17 protein-coding genes are annotated in these 18,150 nt (G+C 30.2%); all 17 read right to left on the bottom strand.

Translation table 11 applies throughout. The features are described from left to right. Window positions 1-19 precede the first annotated feature (19 nt). A complete protein-coding gene (gene spoIIE / locus BUA21_RS09875) occupies window positions 20-2,368 on the bottom strand; it encodes a stage II sporulation protein E (protein ID WP_072744663.1) in 2,349 nt (782 codons plus the stop codon). Window positions 2,369-2,667: 299 nt separating this feature from the next. Then, on the bottom strand, window positions 2,668-3,084 hold the full coding sequence (locus tag BUA21_RS09870) for a S1 RNA-binding domain-containing protein (protein WP_072744662.1): 417 nt from the start codon (window positions 3,082-3,084) through the stop codon (window positions 2,668-2,670). Between the two features lie 76 nt (window positions 3,085-3,160). Beyond that, entirely contained in the window at window positions 3,161-3,487 is a 327-nt protein-coding gene (locus BUA21_RS09865) for an FtsB family cell division protein (protein WP_072744661.1), read from the bottom strand. Window positions 3,488-3,534: 47 nt separating this feature from the next. Then, window positions 3,535-4,011, bottom strand: a complete 477-nt coding sequence (gene yabQ, locus BUA21_RS09860; protein ID WP_072744691.1) for a spore cortex biosynthesis protein YabQ — start codon at window positions 4,009-4,011, stop codon at window positions 3,535-3,537. A 17-nt stretch (window positions 4,012-4,028) separates the two neighbouring features. After that, on the bottom strand, window positions 4,029-4,310 hold the full coding sequence (gene yabP, locus BUA21_RS09855; protein WP_233242598.1) for a sporulation protein YabP: 282 nt from the start codon (window positions 4,308-4,310) through the stop codon (window positions 4,029-4,031). A 69-nt stretch (window positions 4,311-4,379) separates the two neighbouring features. Then, window positions 4,380-4,619: an RNA-binding S4 domain-containing protein gene (locus BUA21_RS09850; protein ID WP_072744660.1), complete on the bottom strand. Its 240-nt coding sequence runs from the start codon at window positions 4,617-4,619 to the stop codon at window positions 4,380-4,382. Between the two features lie 45 nt (window positions 4,620-4,664). Further along, on the bottom strand, window positions 4,665-4,943 hold the full coding sequence (locus tag BUA21_RS09845; protein WP_072744659.1) for an HU family DNA-binding protein: 279 nt from the start codon (window positions 4,941-4,943) through the stop codon (window positions 4,665-4,667). Window positions 4,944-5,041: 98 nt separating this feature from the next. Next, window positions 5,042-6,517 (bottom strand): bifunctional methyltransferase/pyrophosphohydrolase YabN, encoded by a 1,476-nt coding sequence (gene yabN, locus BUA21_RS09840; RefSeq protein ID WP_072744658.1) that lies wholly within the window; start codon window positions 6,515-6,517, stop codon window positions 5,042-5,044. Between the two features lie 24 nt (window positions 6,518-6,541). Beyond that, complete coding sequence (locus BUA21_RS09835; RefSeq protein WP_072744657.1) at window positions 6,542-8,155, bottom strand: putative polysaccharide biosynthesis protein; 1,614 nt, start codon at window positions 8,153-8,155, stop codon at window positions 6,542-6,544. 140 nt (window positions 8,156-8,295) lie between these two features. Then, window positions 8,296-8,847: a stage V sporulation protein T gene (spoVT, locus tag BUA21_RS09830; RefSeq protein ID WP_072744656.1), complete on the bottom strand. Its 552-nt coding sequence runs from the start codon at window positions 8,845-8,847 to the stop codon at window positions 8,296-8,298. Window positions 8,848-9,029: 182 nt separating this feature from the next. Then, window positions 9,030-9,998, bottom strand: coding sequence for a SurA N-terminal domain-containing protein (locus tag BUA21_RS09825; RefSeq protein WP_072744655.1), 969 nt, complete (start codon window positions 9,996-9,998; stop codon window positions 9,030-9,032). A gap of 55 nt (window positions 9,999-10,053) precedes the next feature. After that, window positions 10,054-13,563: a transcription-repair coupling factor gene (mfd, locus tag BUA21_RS09820; protein WP_199229026.1), complete on the bottom strand. Its 3,510-nt coding sequence runs from the start codon at window positions 13,561-13,563 to the stop codon at window positions 10,054-10,056. Between the two features lie 36 nt (window positions 13,564-13,599). Further along, window positions 13,600-14,181 (bottom strand): aminoacyl-tRNA hydrolase, encoded by a 582-nt coding sequence (pth, locus tag BUA21_RS09815; protein ID WP_072744654.1) that lies wholly within the window; start codon window positions 14,179-14,181, stop codon window positions 13,600-13,602. A 15-nt stretch (window positions 14,182-14,196) separates the two neighbouring features. Further along, window positions 14,197-15,144, bottom strand: a complete 948-nt coding sequence (locus tag BUA21_RS09810) for a ribose-phosphate diphosphokinase (protein ID WP_072744653.1) — start codon at window positions 15,142-15,144, stop codon at window positions 14,197-14,199. Between the two features lie 17 nt (window positions 15,145-15,161). Further along, a complete protein-coding gene (gene glmU, locus BUA21_RS09805; RefSeq protein ID WP_072744652.1) occupies window positions 15,162-16,553 on the bottom strand; it encodes a bifunctional UDP-N-acetylglucosamine diphosphorylase/glucosamine-1-phosphate N-acetyltransferase GlmU in 1,392 nt (463 codons plus the stop codon). 138 nt (window positions 16,554-16,691) lie between these two features. Further along, entirely contained in the window at window positions 16,692-16,955 is a 264-nt protein-coding gene (spoVG, locus tag BUA21_RS09800; RefSeq protein WP_072744688.1) for a septation regulator SpoVG, read from the bottom strand. Between the two features lie 113 nt (window positions 16,956-17,068). Continuing rightward, the gene (purR, locus tag BUA21_RS09795; protein WP_072744651.1) at window positions 17,069-17,899 is read right to left on the bottom strand and encodes a pur operon repressor; all 831 of its coding nucleotides are present in this window, start codon (window positions 17,897-17,899) and stop codon (window positions 17,069-17,071) included. Window positions 17,900-18,150: the final 251 nt, after the last annotated feature.

Below are 18,150 nucleotides of genomic sequence, written 5' to 3'. Positions count from 1 at the left end.
TTGACTAAGGGGGTCAGCTTCATTTTATCTTCCATACTTTAGTTACAAGTACCGTCATATCATCTTTTATCTCATCATGGCAAGCCTTTTTAGCTTCCTTCATTAGCATATTGGCAACAGTCTGAGGATTGAAACTATCTATATTGGCAATTATATCAATTATCCATTTTTCCTTATTGTTTGCATCCTCATTTGACTCTAAAACCCCATCTGACATCATGATTATGAAATCTCCATCATCTAAATATTCTTCATAAATTTCTAAATCTACATCCTTAAGCATTCCAACAGGAAGAGAATTTGAATCTATGACCAGAACTCTATCCTTTTTCTTTATAAAGGTTGGTGCGGCTCCCGTCTTTATTGTTTGAAGTTTTCCCGAATACAAATCTATTGTTGAAATATCCAATGTAGTAAAAATCTCTTCTTCTGATTTCAGCATGAGAATTGAATTTATAGTTTTTAAAGCAATCTCTTTATCAAATCCTGCTTCCAAAAATTTTTCCAATAGAGATATAGCAATAGTACTTTCAAAATTGGCTCGTCTTCCTATTCCCATGCCATCACTTAAAGCTGCAAAATAATTGTTCCCCTCTTCTCCAAAAGTATAGCTATCTCCCGAAACAACATTAAAAGATTCACTATTTTTTGCAATTCTCGTTATAGCTCCATATCTATTAGCTTTTATCAATTTATATCTATTGACTTCTCGAGCCTTCATTGTATCAACTGTGAAATCTCCTTTTAAAGGTATTCCTACAACCTCTGAGACAATATCTCTAACATTTTCTAAGCTATTTTCTCCTTTGAAACATTTTCCTACTTCTAAATATATCTCAAAATCTTCTTCACTGTATTCAGCCACCATGACATTTTTTATATTTACCCTCTGAGATTTCAATGAAGAATATATCTGCATTTCAACATCTTCCTTAAACACTGGAGACTTATCTATATCTTTCATGAGTCCCTCCATAATATTTGAAATACCACTCAATTGCTCCGCAACAAGTTTTCTATTTTCTGCCATTCTCTTTTCCCAAGTATAATTTACTTTATATAAATCGAACAATCTATGGGTCTTGTCAAGTATTTCTTCAGTATTTATGCAAGTATTTTTAAAAAGTTCCGGCAAATTCTCCTCATCTATGCCACCAGTCATTTCCATTGAAGCTATAAGATCAAATATAGAACAATAGGTAGTATAAAAATCATCCTTCCAACAAAATACATTCATAGAACAATTTTTGCACACATCATTTGCTACACAATTTATAAACTTAGTTATATTGTCTGTATATACTTCTTCATTGTAAGAAACCTTTTTAAATATACCTCCCAAGTCTTTAAATACTTCAGAAATATATTTAAGTTTTTTAGTTGTCAATTCTTTAGTTCTTTCACTATATATATCATTGTTATCTAAAGATGACACACTTAAAGGTATAAATAAAAAATTTTCTTTCATATAGTTAGAAAAAATGTAGAAAAGGCCACAAGCAATAGCTAACTCATAATAGCTTAAAAAGCTTGTACTATATCCATTTATATAAAAACTCATAATACTGTTTGCCAAAACAAAACCTAATATAGTCCCAAATTTGCCCAAATCTCTGAATACTCCCGACAACAACCCACCTAAACCAAATATAGCTAATAAAAATGGCATATCACTTTGAGATAGATAAGAAATCATTCCTACTGATATTCCCATTCCTGCTCCCAAAGCTGCTCCATATATATATCCTGAAGTCATCACAAAAAATATACTCAAAAGATTTTTAAATGACAAACTAAAAATCTCAAAATCAGTTAGCCCAGAAATTGCTAATGACAAAGTTATAAATACGCATATGACCTCTTCGTTGGTAAATTTAGTCTTTCTTACAGTTTCTTTTGGAAGTCCATAAGAAAATATATATGATAGAGTAAATATTACCAACCCCTCAAAAAATATCATTAGGAAATCATAAATATAGAAATTTTTCAATATAATGGTTTTAAATATATTTACTCCAACAAAGATAAAAGATGAAAACAACGATGTTTTAAAAATAGATATCTCTTTTTCCTTTGTATATAGAGCAAACAATGTAAATATTATTCCAGAAGAGATTAGATAACTATAAGAATTAAAACCATGAAAACTTAGTAAACCTAAAATTGAAGAAATCAATGCCGCAATTGAAAAGCTCCTGCCTAAACTTGCAGTTAAAAATGAAATCCCAAAAGGTGTCATACCATTAATGATTGAAGCTCTGGATATGAAAAAACCCAGTATTGCTATAACAATTTGGATTCCGTTAAAAGAAATCTTTTGCAAAGCTCTCTTTTCATTAAGAGATACACTTTCAGTTCTAGTAGTCATGAAAAATCACCCCTATTTATTTTTTCATGACTATAATATCAAATAAGATTTGAGATTTTTGTCAATACTAGTTGCCTTGCAAAAAGAATTTTTAGACATATTAGAATAATATATATTATAATATCCTACAATTTATTTAAATTAAAGCAATCCGCTTTAAGGCTATATGATGGAGATTTTTAATACTTTAAGCTTAAAGTATTAAAAATCTCCATCCAATGTCAAAATTTATACATTAAATATTTTTTTGTCTATTCTCTATAATTTAACCTAAAACAAAAAACCGGATAAATCCGGTTTTAATCTGCCAAGCTTTTACTACGAGGTTTTGAGCCAGAACCTCTTTTGGACTCTCTACTCTTTAATTGATCTTGTCTTTCATTACTCTCTTTTAAAAACTTAGAAAGCTTATCCTCAAATGACATAAATTTCTGTTTATCATCAGTTTTGCCCCAGTCAATTTCAACAGGGTTATTTGACTTTGGCTTAGCTTGTCTAATAGAAAGACTTATTTTCCCCTCTTTACTTATAGATAATACTTTTACTTTAACTCTTTGATCTTTTTTTAAATAATCGCTTACCTTTTCTACATAATCTTCTGATATCTCAGAAATGTGAACTAATCCAGTTTTTCCTTCTGGTAGTTGAATGAATGCACCAAAATTTGTTATACCTGTAACGGTACCTTCAACTACTTCTCCAACAGCTACGGGCATAAATAAATGATTCCTCCTTAATAAATATTTATCTTCTATCTAGTATATATTAGAAAATAGTATATGTCAATCTAGTTTATTTCCTACTTTTTTTCAAAAACGGATCCTTATTTTTACTTTTATCTATATAAATAATTTCCCTTGGCTTAAGCATTTTTAATTCTTCTCTTGCCACTTTTTCTACAAACTCCAATGAATCACTATTTTTTATCTCCTTATTGATTTCATTTATTTCTGTATTTAATGTTTTAACTTCATTTTCCATTTCTACTTTTTCTGCATTGAGATTTTTGAGCATCTTTCTTTGAGATATTAAAGTTGTACATATGTAGATTCCAAACACCAAAATAATGAGATGCCTTATTCTAAATTTCTTTACATTCTTTTTCTTATGTTTTGCCATAAGTATCACCTCTTTTGTATCTATTCTACATCAAATTAAAAAATCCTCTATTTCTTTTTAGAAATTATATTTATGTATTTATTCATATTTTTAACTGTGTCTTTGGAAACACTATTGACTTTTTTTACTTTATTTACATGTGGCATAAGTAGCTTTTTAATTAAATTAAGTGGATAAAGTACTACATGAAATATTTTATTGAAAAACACATGTAATACTTTCAATATTTTTATAAACAATGGATAAATAAGCTTACTTAACACTTTTAAATATATATATACACCTAAAAGTATTCCTACAAATACATATCCCCTAATTTCGCCAAAATTACTCTTTATAAGCATATAAAAAGTAATTATAACTACTACTATCCAAAATATAAAATCTCCCAAAATTGTTGCAACTTTTTTAGGCTTTAAATAATATCTAAAGGCCCTATATATATCGTATATAAACCCAATTATCAATCCTCCATAAAAAACACTTAAAAATACATATATTTGAACTTTGATAGAATTATCCATATTTATGATCCTCGACATTATTTAAACATCTTCTCAAATAATTTGCCTTTTGAATTTGAATCTTTATTGTTATATAAGATGCCATTTATTGTCCCATCTATTTTGACATTTCCATCTTCTAAATTTAATTTATTTATATTAAGTTCTTCTCCCTTTATTGTCATACCCCCTCTTATTGTAATCAAAATAATAGTATTGTCATTGAAACTTTCAACTTGTTCTACCCCTGTAATTGTAAGATTTGTCCTGTCTTCTAAATATATATTTTGATTTTTTAAACCAATATCATTTTCACCCACAGCTATTCCCCCTATAATTTTTCTAATACATAATATGAATAAAAAAAAGCCTTTATTCCTAAAAGGCTTTTATAATTCTTTGTATAAGTCTTGTGCCTTGTCCTTAGACACATTATCATCTACTCTTAATATTTGAATTTTCCTAGAAGCATTCCCAAAATTTATTTCTATATTATCTCCTACTTCTACTTCATCTCCAGGCTTAGCAGCTTTCCCATTTAGAAATACTCTTCCCTGCTCACAAGCCTCCTTAGCTACAGTCCTTCTTTTTATAATTCTCGAATTCTTTAGATATTTGTCAATTCTCATAAGACCACTCCTCATAAAAAAGTCAGGTCAATGACCTGACTTTTTTTACTTATTTACTGATTCTTTTAAAGCTTTTCCTGCTTTAAATACTGGGGCTTTTGAAGCTGGAATATTGATAATTTCTTCAGGATTTCTTGGATTTCTTCCTTCTCTAGCTTTTCTTTCTCTTACTTCAAAAGTACCAAATCCAACAAGTTGAACCTTTTCTCCATTTGATAATGCTTCTTCAACAGCCTTCATAAATGCATTTAAAGCACTTTCTGCATCTTTTTTAGTCAAATTTCCTTTTTCAGCCATACTAGCAACTAATTCAGATTTGTTCATAATTTAATTCCTCCTCATATAAATGTTTAAAATAGCTCATATTGCTTATTCTACGTTGATTTCAAAATTCCTTCTTATTTTTAGTAGTTTTTATCAAATTATTTGTTTTTATGTATTTTTGCTCTATTCCATAGCATATCCATTTCTTCTAATGTCATGTCTTTTAAATCTTTATTGTTTTCTTTACTCTTCTTTTCCATAAAATCAAATCTTTCAATAAACTTGTTAATCGTCTTGTTAAGTGCTATTTCTGGATTAATATCTAAAAATCTACATACATTCACTACAGCAAATAATAAATCTCCAAGTTCACTCTCTACTTTTCCCATATCACCACCTTTAGATACATTTAAAGCCTCAATTACTTCATGATATTCTTCATCTACCTTATCAATAGCTCCACTTACATCATCCCAATCAAAACCAATATCAGCTGCTCTTTCTTGAATTTTAAAGCTTCTCATAAGAGAAGGTAAATGTGAAATTTCTTTTAGCCTATCTGTATAGCTTTCAATGTTTCTTTTCTTAAATTTCATTTCATTCCAATTATATACTACTTCATCACAATTTTCTACTTTTTTTTCTCCAAAAACATGAGGATGTCTAAATATTAATTTATTACAAATCCCAGTGATTACATCCCATATATTAAAATAACCTTCATCCTTAGCTATATCACTATGAAATACAACTTGAAGTAGAATATCACCTAGTTCTTCACATAAATTTTCCATGTCATCTTCATCTATTGCATTGACTACTTCATAAGCTTCTTCAACTACACATTCCCTAATGGATTTATGAGTCTGTTCTATATCCCAAGGACATCCTTCATCACCTCTAAGTGTTCCCATTATAGTCAATAAATCACTCATATCATAAATTTTTTTATTTATTTTATCCACTTTAGGAATATATATACTTGTTAAATAGCTGATTTCTTCCATTCTATCTAATTTATATATTGGAATTTTAAATATTTGCTCTTTATAAGGAACTCCAGCACTGTTTATAACACAAATTTCATAATCATCCCCATATACTTCGGACAATTCTAATTTTACTTGTGAAGCAATTCTCTTATTATAAACTTGAGTAATTACATTTCCTATATTTATATCGACATATTGTCCTTTTATGTTTAATCCATCTATGATTTTTAATCCATTTATCGGATCATGACCTACTGCCACTATAATAGGATCTATAAAACTCATCCCTGGAATAATTTCCATTTCGATATTTTGGTTCTCTCTTTTTTTCAACAATAAATCCACAGTCTTTTCAGCCACTAATGGATTCCCAGGAACAAAATAATTTATAGAATTGTATTTTTTTGCCTTTTCAAGTAAATCAGAAACAATAAAATTGTAAACTTCACTGAAATCTTCTCCATTTTCATATACAAAATCATAGGAAGTATATGGTATTTTATTTTCCTTTAAATATTCAACCGTTGGATGAACTTCGGTTCTTAAAACATTTAATTCTCCACTTTGAAGTCTCTTAACAGCCCCTAAGCTTAAGGAGTTTATATCGCCAGGACCAAGACCTATAATATATATCTTACTCATAAATATCTTCTCCTTTGTATATTATTAGCTGATTCTTAATAATTTGAGTTTCACTAAAGTTTTAGCCATTTTTTCACCTTTAGGCAACAATTTAAAATCTTCATAAGTTAAAGAACCAGTCCTCATGAGAAGTAAGAAATAAGTTATTATACCCATGAATATGGCTATAATAGTCGCTAATTTATCACCTATAAGAGAATAAAACAAGATATGGCTTACTTTAGCTATGACTGCCATGCCTACAGCTGAAATAAATGGTCTTATAAATACTTCTCCTATATTAAATTTGATTTTCGTATATTTTTTTACACTGATTAAATCAAGAGTGCTGGCTATTAAATAAGCTACAACCGTACTTATAGCTGACCCTTTGACATTGATACTAGGTATTCCCGTCAATACATAAGCAAGAACTATCTTTGCAACTGCACCTACAGCTAAATTTCTAACTGGAATAATTGGTCTCCCTATTCCTTGAAGTATAGCTGTTAGCGATTGAACTAAAGTTAAAAATATAACACCAAAAGATAGATACATAAGTATCTCTCCAGTACTATTTAATGCTTCTGCTGTATTCTTAAAGTATAATAGTCTAATTATAGGTTTTGCAAGAACAAAAAGTCCAAAAGCTGCTGGAAGTCCAATAAGTAATGTAACTCTTACCCCCGAAGATACTATACTTCGTATTTCCCCATATTGTTTTTTAGCATGAGCTTCTGAAATAGCTGGAACCAAACTTATTGCCAATGCCATGGAAAAAACTTGAGGTAAATTAATTAAAGTTTGAGCAAGTCCTTTAAGTTGACCATACAAATCATTGGCTTCAAATTCGCTAAAACCAACAAATTGTAGTCTTTTCATGACTATGGCTGCATCTATAGTATCCATAATTGGTGCAATAGATGCTCCAATGGTTATAGGAATAGCTATTGCCAATAAACTTTTAATAATTTTTCCTGTAGTTTCTTCTTCTACATTTTTACTACTTTCAATTTCCTCATTGATTTCACCTTTTTTAGACAAATAAATTATAAATATAGCTAGTGTACCTGCAATAGCACCTATAGAACCCCCAAAAGAAGCTCCTCCTGCTGCAATTGGAATCCCACGATCTAATAAGTAATAAGTAAAAAACAGTCCTGCAGCCACTCTAAAACTCTGTTCAGATATTTGTGAAATAGCCGTAGGGGTCATAGATTGTCTACCTTGAAAATAGCCTCTAAAAGCAGACATCATTGGTACAAAAAAAAGTGCTGGAACCAATGCTATTAGAGCATAGTAGGCATTTTTATTTCCTAATGACTCAACAATATTTTCTGCGAAAGTATATACAAGAAAACTAGTGATAATACCGCATATAAAAAGTCCTGCCAATGCTACTTTAAAGACTTTATGAGCACCCCTGAAATCCCCCAATGCTCTTTTTTCAGAAACTAATTTTGCAATAGCTACTGGAAAACCAGATGTAGATATAGTCAAAAGTAACACATAAAGAGGATAAGCTGTTTGATAATATCCCATTCCCTCTGTTTTTATAATGTTCCCTATAGGAATCCTATAAAATGCTCCCAATATCTTGACCACTATACCTGCTGCTCCTAATATAGCTGCCCCTTTCAAAAAATTTTCTTTAGTCATATTTTTTCCTCCTAAAAATACTTATCATTTTCTACTAATCAGTAAACTATATTATATCAAAAAGATATTTCAGAAGGAATACATTTATTACTAATCAACTTGGAATGACAAATAAAAAAGCCTACCCAAGGTAGACTTTCTTAATTTTCCATTTGTTTTGATAAAAATCCTGCAGCTGTTTCTGCTAACTTCATCTCTAAATCTCCCATTTGAACATCTGCTTCTTTAGACAGAAATATAACAGCTCCTATGGGATCACCTTGCATGACAATTGGTACTATTACCTGTGCTGTATATTTATCTACATTTTCGTCTTCAGAATATAATTTTATTGGTTTATTTGTTCCTGTTGCATTATAAGCTTTTCTGCCTTCCATTACACTTTCTAAATCTTGGCTTACTCTTTTATCTAAATAATCTTTTTTAGAACCACCTGATATTGCTATGATAGTATCCCTATCAGAAATAACAACTATATGATTAATAGCTTCATATAAAGACTCACAGTATTCAGCTGCAAATTCATTTAATTCCCCAATGGGACTATATTTCTTAAGTATCACTTCCCCTTCTCTATCTGTAAATATTTCTAATGGATCACCTTCCCTTATTCTTAAAGTTCTTCTAATTTCTTTAGGAATGACCACTCTACCTAAATCATCAATTCTTCTAACTATCCCAGTAGCTTTCATTTTTTCCCTCCTTGTAAATTAATTGTCTTTATGGTTTTATTATTTAACTTTCATGAATATTTTATGCATCAATGGTAAAGTTAAGTTAAAGTATTACTTGAATTAAAAACCCCATAAGGTAGACTTTTTTTTGTCCACATTATGGGGTAAATATTGACAGATCACAACATATTTAAAATAGCTTAAGATTTCTTATCTTCTTTTTCGTTATTTTCTTTTTTATCTTCTTTCATATAAATCTTAACTTTTGCCTCATCTCTCATTTTCTTAACACTTACTTCATATTTTTGGTTTTTTAAATCTTCCAATACTTCATCTTTTACATCTTCATATTTATCTAATCTGTCTTCAACTTTTATTATATGATATCCATAGTCAGTTTGAACTATTTCACTCACTTCTCCAGGTTTCAATGAAAATGCTGCTTCTTCAAATTCTGGTACCATCTGTCCTCTTGCAAAAAATCCTAAATCTCCTCCTTGTACAGCTGACATATTATCTATAGACTCTGTAGCTGCTAAGGCATGAAAATCTTCACCCTTTTGAATCTTCTCTAAAACTTTTTTTGCTTCTTCTTCAGTTTTTACTAATATATGACTTGCTCTAATCTTTACATAAGCATCTTTATTTTCTTCAAAATGTTTTTTAGCTTCTTCTTCACTGATCTTTAGACCATTTACATAGTCATTTTTATACTTATCTATAATCATTTCTTTTTTAATGCTATCTTTAAAATATTCTTCTGTAAGATTATTTTGCTTTAAAAACTCTTTGTATTTTTCTTCTCCACCTAGTATTTCTTCATAATTTTTAAGTTGTTCGTTAAATTCTTCATCTGTAACAGTAATATTTTTTTCTTTAGCGCTTTCTGTTATCAACTTTTCTGTTATCAACTTTTCCAATATATTTTCCTTAATCACTTCTTCAAAAGTCTTGTCATTGCCTGCATCTTTTTTCATTATATCAGGGCCAAATTGAGACTCATAAGCTTTTTTATACATCTCAAAATTCTTATCAAACTCATCTTGAGATATAGTATCGCCATTTACCTTAGCTACTGCATCCTTTGGAACCTTTTCGCAACCAGTCAACACCAAAACAAATAAGCCCAAAATTATTGCTAAAATTAAAAATCTTTTATTTTGCTTCAATAGAAACATCCTTTCTTTAACTTATATATTTTAACTAAGTATATTATATACCATTTTAGTCTTTAAGAGAACCTCTAATTTTTTCAACTAATGCTTTTAATTCATCTAATAAATTTTCTTTCCATCTAAATTTAAAATATGGACTATCAGATAAATCAAAAGATATTCTCCTTCCATACTCGCTAGAAAGAGTATGAATAAGTTCAGGAGTTATATGACTAGATGAGCTAAATTCCAGTTTTATTTGCCTTTCTTCTTCTGTAATATTAGAAATATTGCTTCTCCCAGAAATATATTTAATATATGATATTTTCATAAGATTTTCAACTTCTGCAGGTACGTCTCCAAATCTATCTATCAATTCTTCTATTAAATCATCATAATCATTTTGACTTTCAATACTCGCAATTTTTTTATATATTTCAATCTTTGTTTCTTCTTCGTCAATATATTTATCTGATATATATCCATTCACATTAAGCTCTATGCTAGTTTCTACCATTTCTTCATAGCTTTCACCTTTAAATTTCTTTATGGTTTCATTTAAAAATTTCACATATAAATCATAACCTATTGCCTCTATATGACCATGCTGTTCAATGCCTAACAAATTTCCTGCTCCTCGTATTTCTAAATCCCTCATGGCAATTTTAAATCCAGAACCAAATTCAGTAAATTCTTTTATTGCTCTAAGCCTCTTTTCTGCTACTTCTGACAATACTTTATCCTTTTCATACATAAAATAAGAAAAAGCTATTCTATTTGACCTTCCAACTCTTCCTCTCAATTGATAAAGTTGAGACAATCCCATCTTATCTGCATCATATACAATCATTGTATTTACATTTGGAATATCTAATCCCGTTTCAATAATAGTAGTACAGACTAGTACATCATACTCCTTTTCCAAAAATCCCATCATGACCCTTTCCAATTCCCTTTCACTCATCTGCCCATGACCTATGGCAACTCTAGCTTCAGGAACTAACTTTCTTATACTAGAAGCTATTCTATCTATAGATTCCACTCTATTATATACTAAATAAACTTGCCCATCCCTATTCATTTCTCTAATTATGGCATCACGCACTAATTGTTCATTATATTCCACGACATATGTCTGTATAGGATATCTTTCTTCTGGAGGCTCATCAATAACACTCATATCTCTTATGCCAACTAGTGACATATGAAGCGTCCTTGGAATAGGAGTTGCTGTCAATGTAAGGACATCTACATTTTCTCTCATTTTCTTTAATGATTCTTTGTGTTTGACTCCAAATCTTTGCTCTTCATCTACTACCAAAAGTCCTAAATCATTAAATTTTACATCTTTAGATAACAATCTATGTGTACCAACTACTATATCTATATTCCCTTTTCTAAGTCCTTCTATAACCTGTTTTTGCTTTGATGGTGTTTTAAATCGGCTTAGCATTCCAGCCTTTACTGGAAAGTCGCCAAATCTTTCTAATATAGTATTGTAATGTTGTTGTGCAAGTATAGTAGTGGGAACTAAAATGGCAACTTGTTTTCCATCCATAATTGCCTTAAATGCTGCCCTCAAAGCTACTTCTGTCTTTCCATATCCAACATCTCCACAAAGGAGTCTATCCATAGGTTTGGGTTTTTCCATATCCTTTTTTATTTCTTCTATACTTCTAATTTGAGCCTCTGTTTCTTCGTAAGGGAACATATCCTCAAATTGTCCTTGCCAAGGGGTATCCTTACTAAACGCAAAACCCTCTACACTTTCTCTTTTAGCATACAATTCCAGCAAATCCTTTGCCATATCCTCTATTGCTTTCTTAGCTTTTGCTTTTGTCTTTGTCCACTCTGTACTACTTAATTTATTTACTTTAGGTTTTACCGTATCTGAACCTATATATTTCTGGATTAAATTCATCTGATCTACAGGAACATACAATTTGTCTTTGCCTTGATACTTAATAGTTAAATAATCTTTTTTAATTCCTTGAACATCTAGTTGTTCTATTCCTAAATACTGTCCTATTCCATGATTTTCATGAACTACATAATCACCAATGTTTAAATCTGAGAAACTAGTTATCTTTTGCCTATCTTTTTTTATGGGTTTAGTTATTTTTCTCTTATTCACTCCAAATACTTCTTTATCACTAATTATGGCAAATTTAATACTCGTATACTCAAAACCACCATTTATACTTCCAGAAGTAATAAAAACTTGACTAGATTTTATATCTCTATTAGAATTCTCTACATATACACATTCTACACCCTTTTCTCTAAGAATTGTTTCAAGCCTTCTACCTCGTTCTTCTATTCCAGACAATATAATAGTCTTATATCCCCTATACTTATAGTGATTTAACTCTTCCACTAAAAATTCTATCTTGTTGTGAAAAGATTGCATCCCTTTAGTTGTAAAGTTTAATATAGTGTTGGAAACAAATTTCGAATCAGAATTTAAAAGGGCTGAAGTAGTTATACAAATGTGTTTTCTCATAGATTTATATACTACATCAAAATCATGATATATTTTATCATGTTCAGATAATAATTCTCCACCTTCAAATACATCAGTAAATTTAAGTATAAATTCATTGTTCAAATCTTCTAGTTTTTCTTCCATTCTTCTTGGTTCATCTATTAAAATCAGACTATCATCATTTAAATAGTCAATAATATTTCCTACATAGTCTTCAGGAATATAAGGAACAATCATATCTACATTATTTATATTTAGTCCTTCCCTCACAATTTCCATGTATTTTGAAAACTTTTCTTCTAACTTATCCTTTTCTTTGGCACTTTTTTGAAATTTTTTCAATATATTTTTTAAATCTCTATCAATAGAAGAAACAACTTCATCCTTGAACTCCTCTAATATTAATATCTCTTTTGCTGGAGGAATTGAGACAGAAAAAATCTTTTCAATAGATCTTTGAGTTGCTATATCAAAAGTTCTTATAGAATCAATTTCATCATCAAATAACTCTATTCTATAGGGATTCTCACTATTTACAGGGAAAAAATCTATAATCCCACCTCTTAAACTAAATTGTCCCTTTCCTTCTACCATATTTACTCTTTCATAGCCTTTTATCACAAAGCCATTCAAAAGATTGTCTAAATCTATAACTTCCCCATACTTTAATTCTTCAGTATAACTATCAAAAATATTGCTATTCACAACCTTGTTAAGCAATGCTTCTACATATGTAACCACGACAATATTTTCACCATTATTTAGCCTCGATAGTACTTTAATTCTCTCATGAGTTGTTTCATAACTAAAAGCATCAATATCATAAAAAACTAAATCTCTTGAAGGATAATTTTCCACAAAATTGTTGTCGAAATTTTTTAAATCTTCAAATATTTTTTTAGCTTTAATCTCATTACTTGTTATAATTAATATTTGTCTTTGTGTATGCTTATTTAACCCATAAGCTAAATGCCCTATGTTCTCTTCACTTAAGCCATGAATACTTATAGTACTAGTTTTAGACTCTATTGCATCTATTAATTTGTTATAGGAAGACATACTTTTCAGTGGATCTATAAACATATTTTGTGGCATCTGATCAGCTCCTTCTAAAACACCTTAAGCCCAGGTTTATTCCTGGGCCTTGGTGTCTTTTGAATTGTAAATATTCATTGCATTATTTAAATCTTTATTTATAGTAGTTTCAATAGCCTCACAAGCAAGTTCTATTGTATGATCTATAGTTTGTCTTTCTTCCTTGCTAAATCTACTAAGTACAAATTGGGCTAAATCTTGACCAGGTTTTGGACTGCCTATTCCTACTTTAACTCTTGGAAAATCATCATTTTGCAAATGATATATAATGGATTTCATACCATTATGGGTACCAGCACTTCCTTTTCTTTTAATCCTTATAGTCCCAAATTGTATATCTATATCGTCAACTACTACTATGATTTTTTCTATAGGTATTTTATAGAACTTATATAATTCTAGTACACTCATACCACTATTATTCATATAAGTTTGTGGTTTTATCAGTATAATTTTTTGATTTCCTATCTGTCCTTCACCATAAACTGCCTTAAACTTAATTTTATTTATATTTATATTATTTCTCTGAGCCAATAATTCTACAGTATCAAATCCTATATTGTGTCTAGTATTTTCATACTCTTTTCCTGGATTCCCAAGGCCTACAACTGCATACAAAATATCAGCCCCTAACTAATCAAACAATTTACTTACAGATTCATTGCTATATATTCTCTTTATAGCTTCAGCAAATATTGGTGCTACGCTTACAACTTCAATTTTATCTATTTTCTTTTCCTCTGAAAGAGGTATCGTATCCGTAACAACAAATTTTTCAATTTCAGAATTGTCAATTCTTTCAACAGCTGGTCCAGAAAGGATTGGATGAGTCGCACAAGCATAAACTTTCAATGCCCCAAAATTCTTAAGTACCTGAGCTGCCTTTGTTATAGTACCAGCAGTATCTATAATATCATCAACAATAATTACATTTTTCCCTTCAATATCACCAATTACATTCATAACTTCTGAAACATTAGCTTTTGGTCTTCTCTTTTCTATAATAGCTATAGGTAAATCTAAAAGATTTGCAAAATTTCTAGCTCTTGAAACTCCTCCCAAATCAGGAGAAACCACTACTGTTTCTTCATCGACTATATTTTTAAAATACTCTGCAAGAATTGGAACTCCTACCAAATGATCTACAGGTATATCAAAGTATCCCTGAATTTGTCCCGCATGTAAATCCATAGTAAGCACTCTATCGGCACCAGCTCTAGTTAATATATCAGCTACAAGTTTAGCTGTTATAGGCTCTCTTGCCTTAGTTTTTCTATCCTGTCTAGCATAGCCATAGTAGGGAACAACAGCAGTAATTCTTCCAGCTGAAGCTCTCTTTAAGCCATCCATTAAGATCAATGTTTCCATCAAATTGTCATTTACAGGTGGACAAGTTGGTTGAATTAGAAATACATCGTATCCTCTAACAGTTTCATTGATATTTACTGTTATTTCTCCATCACTAAAAGTTCCAACTTCACAATCTCCAAGAGGCACTCCTAACTCACTGCAAATCTTTAAAGCCAATTCTCTGTTAGCATTTCCAGTAAATACTTTCATGCCACTTCCGCTTAAGTTCATATTTAAATTCCTCCTAGTTATTTATTATTTTTATCTGCAAATCCTTTTTTATATGTCCAGCCTTCTTTGTTTACTTGTCTAGCTCTGGCTATAGATAGGGCTCCATTTTCTACTTCATCAGTAATAGTAGAGCCAGCAGCTACATAACCCCATTCTCTCACAACTACTGGGGCAACCAAGTTGGAATTGCTCCCTATGAAGGCGTTGTCCTCTACAATAGATCTTTGTTTGATCTTTCCATTATAATTTACAAATACCACTCCACAACCTACATTTACACTCTTACCTACATCTGCATCTCCTATATAAGAAAGATGGCTAGCTTTTGAATTATCCCCTACATTTGAATTCTTAACTTCTACAAAGTCACCAATCTTTACATTTTTACCAATATGACTATTAGGTCTTAAATAAGCATAGGGTCCTATTTTGCTATCATCATCTATACTGCTATCTAATATGGTGGAGATTTGAATTTCTACCCTATTTCCAATTCTTCCATTTGCAATTCTCGTATTATGACCTATTATACAATCTTCTCCTATAACTGAATTTCCCTCTATAATCGTTCCTGGATATATGATTGTATCTCGTCCAATTTTAGCCTCAGCATTTATGTAAGTACTATCTGGGTCAATAATGGTGACTCCATTCTCCATAAACTTTTCAATTATCCTTCTTTTCATGATCTTTTCTGCATTTGCAAGTTCCTTTCTTGAATTGATACCATATATTTCTTCAGAATTTTCTATCTTATATGCACCTACTTTTAAATTTTTACCTTTAAGTACTTGCACTGCATCTGTAATGTAATATTCACCTTGAGCATTATCATTATTGATATTATCCAATGCTAATTTTAAATATTTTCCATCAAAACAATATATCCCCGAATTGATTTCTTTTATTTTTCTTTCCTCTTCTGTAGCATCTTTATGCTCTACTATAGAAAGAATATTGCCCTTTTCATCTCGTATTATTCTGCCATAACTAGTAGGGTCCTCTAGTTGCGCTGTCAAAACAGTACAAACATTTTTACAAGATTTATGATACTCTACCAATTTATTTAGTGTATCTCCTGTTATCAATGGAGTATCTCCATATAAAATTATAACATAACTATCGTCCTCAATATAATCTCTAGCTTGCATCACTGCAAAACCTGTCCCATAAGGCACATTTTCCCCTATTGGCTGATGTACAAAAACTACATCTTCCTTTTCCATGGCTTCTGCCACTTCATTTCCTCCATGACCTATAACCACTATGTTTTTCTCCATAGCTGCATCTCTACTTGCATCTAAAACATAGCTTAAAAGAGGCTTACCACATACTTCATGAAGAACTTTAGATTTTTTAGATTTCATCCTGGTTCCCTCTCCAGCTGCAAGTACAATAGATATATTCATATAAACACCTCTATGTTTTGTATTTCTCCACCCAATAATATTTTATACAATTTAAAATATAAGTCCACACCTATTTTCTCTTTTCTTTAAATAATATTGTTTTTTAGCTAAGTAAAAAGGACCCTAATGGTCCTTTCACTATTCTTCAGATATGCTTTTTTCATACTCCTTAAATATTGCCTCTTGGATTCTGCTTCTAGTTTCGGAATTAATTGGATGTGCAATATCTCTGAATTCTCCATCTGCCATTTTTCTGCTTGGCATTGCTATAAAGAGCCCATTTTGTCCTTCGATTATTTTTATATCATGAACAACAAATTCATCATCAAAAGTAACAGAAACTATGGCTTTCATCTTTCCTTCATCAGTAACTTTTCTAATTCTAACATCTGTAACTTTCACTTCTGCTTCACCACCTTCCAAAGAAGTCGTTTGAAATCACCAAATATTCTCTATATTCTCTATATTTTAAAGAAATCCTTCTTTATCACTAAAATTATTTTATTTTTTATTTCTTATCTAAATTGTTTTAATTGTTTAAAGTTCGGAATCAGTATAATTTCATTTTTTTCTTCATCTATTTTTTCAAGCCTTATGAGGGAAACATAATCTTCCACCAATTTTTTCTCTGGATTTTTGGTAGAAATAAATATTCCTACACCAGCAACTTCTGCATTAAATTCTCTCATCATTTCCTTCATTCCTTTTACAGTTCCACCTGCCCTCATGAAATCATCTATGATGAGCACTTTAGAACCTTCTTTTATCGCTCTTTTAGAAAGGGACATAGTTTGAATAGTCTTGTTTGAACCAGATAAATAATTTATATTTACAGCTGGCCCTTCTGTAATCTTCATATTTTTTCTTATGATTATGAGAGGAACATTCAATATTTCAGCAGTCATAAGAGCTATAGGTATACCTTTAGTTTCTATTGTCACTACATAATCTATATCATTTTTTACAAATTCATTCGCAAATATCTTGCCAATATTTTTTATAATCCTTGGGGTATATAATATATCCATCATATAAATAAATCCACCAGGAATAAGTCTTTCATCTTTAGATAATTCAGCACATATTTCTAAAAGTAAATTTTCTACATCTTTTTTTCTCATATTGGGGCTAAATCTAACTCCTCCATTAGCTCCAGGAATAGTTTCTATATGACCTATATCAAGTTTTACAACCAATTCCTTCATTATGGAAATATCCCCACTAATGCTTGGTTTCTTTACTTTAAACAATTCTGAAAAATACCCATAAGTAAATACTTTATTTGGATTAGTTGTAAGTATATACATGATACCTGCTATTCTTTCATTTCTTTTCAATTTATCCACATAAATCACCCTATACTTGAATATTATTTTTTTGTATATCACTTTATTTTATTCCTATTTGTAAAACTTTTCAACAGATTTGCAACTTTTCCTTTTTATATTTATACCTTTATGATATAATCTATCAGTGACAAATAAGTTATAAGAAAAGCTTCTATCAAATCATTAAAAATCAAGGAAGCCTTTTTTGAAACCCATTTTGGAAAGCTTAACATTAAGTAAATCTAGAATTTTCCTATGGGTTATGAATA

Origin of the sequence: Sporanaerobacter acetigenes DSM 13106 (assembly GCF_900130025.1) — a bacterium.
Classification (GTDB): Bacteria; Bacillota; Clostridia; order Tissierellales; family Sporanaerobacteraceae; genus Sporanaerobacter; species Sporanaerobacter acetigenes.
Note: the sequence above shows the minus strand (reverse complement) of the source record. Positions and strands in the feature narration are given on the sequence as shown.